This window comes from Leptospira alexanderi serovar Manhao 3 str. L 60 (assembly GCF_000243815.2).
Lineage (GTDB): Bacteria > Spirochaetota > Leptospiria > Leptospirales > Leptospiraceae > Leptospira > Leptospira alexanderi.
Map to the genome: position 1 here is coordinate 77,501 of NZ_AHMT02000001.1, position 5,000 is coordinate 82,500.

A 5,000-nucleotide genomic window follows, 5' to 3' on the forward strand; every position below is an offset into this window, starting at 1 on the left:
ATAACTCACTTAAAAGAAAAACTTTGGTTAAAAATTTTCGTTGGAATGCTAGCCGGAATTTTTACTGGGATCCTACTCGGTTCCGATTTGTCTTTGGTCAATAGAAATACCGCGCAACTTACCACTTCTTGGCTTGTTATACCGGGGCTTATATTCATCAACCTCTTACAGATGATTATGGTACCTTTGATCTTCTCTTCTATTATTCTCGGAATTTGTTCCGCTGAAAATATAGAGAATGTTAAAAAACTAGGAATCGGAACCTTAATTTATTTCGTTTTTACAACTTTCATCGCGGTTACAATTGGAATTACACTATCACTCTGGCTGGAACCGGGAAAATCAACGACTCAAATTAAGAATACTCTGAATTCAAACATTCCATCTGCAACTGAGATTCCGACTCTAGACAAATATCCTGAGTTGTTCATGTCCTTCTTTCCAAAGAACCCGTTTCTTTCAATCACTCAGGGAGAAATGTTAAACGTAATTGTGTTTTCTATTTTGCTCGGAATTGCGATTCTTTCGGTTTCAAAAGATCTATCAAAACCGATTCTTGAAATTTTGAATTCGGTTTTTCAAATCAGCATGAAAATCGTGAATTGGGCGATGGCTTTGACTCCGTTTGCCGTTTTCGGTCTAATGGCAAAGGCGATCTCCTCCATCGGCGTGGAATTGCTCGTCACTCTCGGCGTTTATATGAGCGTCGTTCTACTCGGACTCGTTTCAATACTCGGAGTTTACTCAATCATTCTTATATTTTTAGCGAAAAGAAATCCGATCGACTTCTTCTCAAAGATCGCAAGTTTACAACTTCTAGCGTTTTCAACTTCGAGTTCCGCTGCGGTAATGCCAGTTTCAATTCAAACAGCGACGGAAAACCTAGGAGTGAAAAAAAATATCGCGGAGTTTATCATTCCTGTCGGAGCCACGATCAATATGGACGGGACCGCTCTTTACCAAGCAGTTGCGACAATTTTCTTAGCGCAATATTTCGGAATCGAACTAAGTCCAACTCAGTTGGTCTTTATTCTTTTTGCAACTGTCGGAGCTTCGATCGGAACTCCGAGTACACCCGGAATCGGAATCGTGATTTTGGCTACGATTCTTGCGGGGTTGGGAATTCCCACGGAAGGAATCGGAATTATTTTAGGAGTGGATCGTTTTCTGGACATGTGTAGAACAACCGTCAACGTTACCGGAGACATTACCGCTTCCTGTGTAATGGACAGGATAACTTGATTGAGATATAAATTTTACCGACTTACGTTCTATAACATTCTCGCCAATATTACAGTACCTTTAACTAGCTTAGTCGATATAAGTATATTAGGAAATCTTGATTCTTATATCTTTATGGCGGGAACCGCGTTATCCGGAATTCTTTTCGATTTCATTTTTTGGATGTTTGGCTTTCTAAGAATGGGAACCACGGGGTTGACCGCCCAAGCCACCGGAGAAAAGAACGAAAAGGAATCTCTTTTTATTCTAACTCGATCCATTACTCTAGCCTGTTTTTTCGGAACGATGATTTTTCTTCTTTCTCCTTGGATTTGTGAAATTGGATTTCAAATTTTACACGGAAACACCGACGTCAAAGCGGCCGGTCTTGCTTATTTTAAAGCGAGAATTCCCGGTTCCATTGCGGTTCTTTGTAATTACGTATTTACGGGCTGGTTTTTAGGAAGAGAAAAGAGTTCGACCGTTTTGATCGCAACCGTTATCGGAAACGGAATCAACGTGATTCTGGACGTCTGGTTTATCCTTAATTTAGGTTGGGAGGCGTATGGAGCCGGCTTAGCGACCAGCATCAGTCAGTTTGGAATGTTGATCGTTTTTATTTTTGCGTTTCTCAGAGAATTGAAAATTGAGCCTAGCTTAAAACTATCTTTTCTAAAAGACAAAAATCTATTTTCCATTCAAGGCTTTTCTTTTCTTCTTCATCTGAACAAAGACATCTTTTTGAGAACTTTATTTTTAATTTTTACATTTAGCTTATTCCGAAATTTCAGTTCGGAATTGAGTACAGAAATTTTAGCGGCGAACTCAATTCTACTTCAACTGATTCTTGTAAGTGCCTATTTAGTCGACGGGGCCGCGTTTGCTACGGAAAGTCTGACCGGAAATATATACGGTGAAAAAAATTGGAAACTTCTGAAAGAACTTCTTTATCTGGCTCTTTACAATAGTATTTTTTTCACTTCGATCTTTCTGGGATTTGTTTTTCTATTTCCGAATTTCACGTTCGGAATGATCACAAATAGCAACGCAGTTTTATCTTTGTTGAAGGAATACCGATTTTGGTTGTTTCCTGTTTTAGAAATCGGAGCCGTCGCATTTATCTTGGACGGTTTTTTTATAGGACTCACACAAGGGAAAATTCTCCGTAATTCGATGTTGGTCAGTGCCACTCTTTTCTTTTTCCCCATTGCATATCTTGGAAAAATCAAACAAGATAATCATCTCCTTTGGCTTTCTCTTGTTTTACTCATGATCGGAAGAGTTTTGACTTTATCCGTTCAGATAAAAAAATTCTTTCAGAGTTCTAAACTAAAAAACGCGGCTACGATAAGCGCTTGAACAAAAGGTTTTAAGATTTTTTCTCTCTGCGTTATTATCAAAGAACAATAGAGTTGTTGAAAAATTAATTCTCTATCTGTTTCTACTTCATTGAAACGGATGTTTGAAGCGGTTTTGTTAATCTGAACCATAGAATTTTTCAACAACTTTAATATAACGAGAGTTCGGCGTAAGAAATCCATGATTTATTTTTTTGTAGGAATTCGGAATTTGAACTTTGTAAATCTATTCTTAAAATGTGGGTAACTACCACAAATCACGATTTTATGAACAAATTCTGAAATTGTAGGAATTTCTACTTTTAGAAAATTCTTTCTCATTTTCAACCGCAGAGCTCACGTTAATATAACATTTCCGACTATTTGTATTCTTTACGACTTTTTCTAAAGTCTTACAGTTTCGAAATCATTCCAAAATCACCTGAATCTCAGCCGGAATATTTTTCCATTCCTCCGAATCTCTGCTTTTGTAAAAAATTGGAGATTGAATGTCATTCCAGTTTTCGGCTTGAAAGAGATCGATACTTTCTTCTCCTTTTTTAAATACTCGGGAAGATTCGTCCGAAGAAAGTTTTACGTTTTGAATAGGAGCCCACCCAAAACCGGGAATGTAAACGTCTATCGTATCCTTGAAGGAAACGGAATCGGGCCCAGAAATGGAAACCGTATATTGAGAGCGCACTGGAACACCCGAATCTAAAAGGTTTTTTTTCAAAGCGGATATCGTGCTTCGAAACAATCTCGCATCGAAGATCTTATCCACATAGTAAGAATTCCTTTGAGTTTCCAGAGATTCTCCTTTGAGAAAGGGTTTTAGATCGTCTCCAATACTTTCCCTCTTTTCCAAAAAGTCGTCGGTCACATAGTAGCGGATGTTTTGAGTTCTTACTTCAAAAGAATATTCTAAAGTTTGTTTTCCTTTGGAATCGTCCACTCCGAGGATTTTTACGAAGGCCTTTCCATTTCCGATAAAATCCTGTTTAAATCCGGGTTGGTTTATTTTTAAATTTCGAATTCTTTGATGCTCAGTCGTTGGAGGTTGAAAAATTCCAAGCGACCCTCCTGCAATCGAGAGTTGGTTTAACGAAAAAGTAACTCGGATCTTCATAAGATGAATCGTTTCTCCAGAAGCAATAAAACGATCCGTTTCAACAAAAGAAATTTTTCGAACTTCTTTTCCAGCCCGATCAACTATGAAAATTTTGCTTCCTAAAAAAACCATTCCTCTGATTTCTTTAGAAGGTGTTTTGATAGAACCGGTAATCGCTCCGTTATCCGGATTGTATCGATAGATGCTCCCGTCGGAAGAATCGGAAACCCAGATCGAATCTCTTGCAAAAACCAAATCTCTCGGTTGAACCCGATCCGTTAAAAACCCCCCGATTAGTTTTCCGGTCGCTTTATCTAGAATAGAAATTTTTCCGTTTTCTTGATCGAGAATGTAAAGTAAAGAATTCTGACTAGCAATCCCTCCGATTTTTTCGATCGGAACCGGAATTCTTTCCGTAACGCCGCCTGTATTGGGTTCCACTTTTAAAACGAGTTTTCTTGCACCGACAAAAATTCTTCCTTCGCGCGGATCAAAACTGATTCCGGCGAGAAAAGGAATGTTCAATGAAAACGATTCTTGCCTTCCGTTCGGATCGACTCGATACAAAGACCTATGTGTAGAATCGAGATACCAAAAGTTTGTACCGTCGTATGTAAGACCGTATGCGTTTTCCGTAAGTTTGATTTCCTGATCTTGGTCGAAAACCGGAGTCGAAACTACAAAAAGGAGGATGATCAAAGACCTAAATAAACCGACTTGAGCGAAATCCATATTTCCTCAGCAAGACCCGGTCGATTTATATCCGTTCCAAGTTGGATCGGAGAAGGTACAAAAATAAAAATCAGCGTAAATAAAATCAACAGACCGCCAATTTTTCGAATTCGATCCAAAGGAACCCCCGAGTCGGGAACAAAAGGGTGTTCTACTTTTATGATGAAATAAATCAGAAAACCCCACAATAACCAGGAAAAATTCCATAAACATAAGAGCAAAAAAACCGTAAAAAGATAATAAATCCAATTTCTATATCTTTCGCCAAAAACGGAATAAATTACATGCCCTCCATCGAGTTGACCAAACGGAAGCAAATTGATGGCGGTCACAAGAAGTCCAACCCAACCGGCCTGCGCCAAAGGATGAATCCAAACGTCTTGAGCAGTCGGATCGAAAGGTCCTAAAATCCATTGATTCATAGTGATCGTAAAAATGGATTCTCCAAAAGAAATTATTCCCGGATTTTCTCTCACAGAATCAATCGGAACCAAAGAAGACAAATAGATTCCTACAATGTAACAAGGCACGGAAAGAATTAAACTCATCAGGGGGCCCCAAATTCCTATGTCGAAAAGTTGTTTTTTATTCCGAATCGG

At 38.6% G+C, this 5,000-nt stretch carries 4 protein-coding genes (2 of these 4 running past the window's edge); 2 read left to right on the top strand and 2 right to left on the bottom strand.

Going from position 1 to position 5,000, the window contains the following annotated elements; translation table 11 throughout:
- Positions 1-1,242: the 3' portion of a dicarboxylate/amino acid:cation symporter gene (locus tag LEP1GSC062_RS00355; protein WP_010577378.1), read on the top strand. 42 nt of this gene lie to the left of the window's left edge; 1,242 of the gene's 1,284 nt are visible here — the last part of the coding sequence; its start codon lies off the left edge, out of view; the stop codon is at positions 1,240-1,242.
- On the top strand, positions 1,243-2,580 hold the full coding sequence (locus LEP1GSC062_RS00360; protein WP_078127213.1) for an MATE family efflux transporter: 1,338 nt from the start codon (positions 1,243-1,245) through the stop codon (positions 2,578-2,580).
- Positions 2,581-2,985: 405 nt separating this feature from the next.
- On the opposite strand, the gene LEP1GSC062_RS00370 is transcribed toward LEP1GSC062_RS00360, so the two are convergent.
- Both LEP1GSC062_RS00370 and LEP1GSC062_RS00375 read right to left on the bottom strand, forming a co-directional pair.
- Positions 2,986-4,401, bottom strand: a complete 1,416-nt coding sequence (locus LEP1GSC062_RS00370; protein ID WP_020983100.1) for an NHL repeat-containing protein — start codon at positions 4,399-4,401, stop codon at positions 2,986-2,988.
- A protein-coding gene (locus LEP1GSC062_RS00375) for a site-2 protease family protein (RefSeq protein WP_010577380.1) crosses the window boundary here: on the bottom strand, positions 4,365-5,000 show its 3' portion. Its footprint extends 297 nt past the window's final position; the window shows 636 of its 933 coding nt (coding positions 298-933); its start codon lies beyond the right edge, outside the window; the stop codon is at positions 4,365-4,367. The genes LEP1GSC062_RS00370 and LEP1GSC062_RS00375 overlap by 37 nt, the downstream gene beginning before the upstream one ends.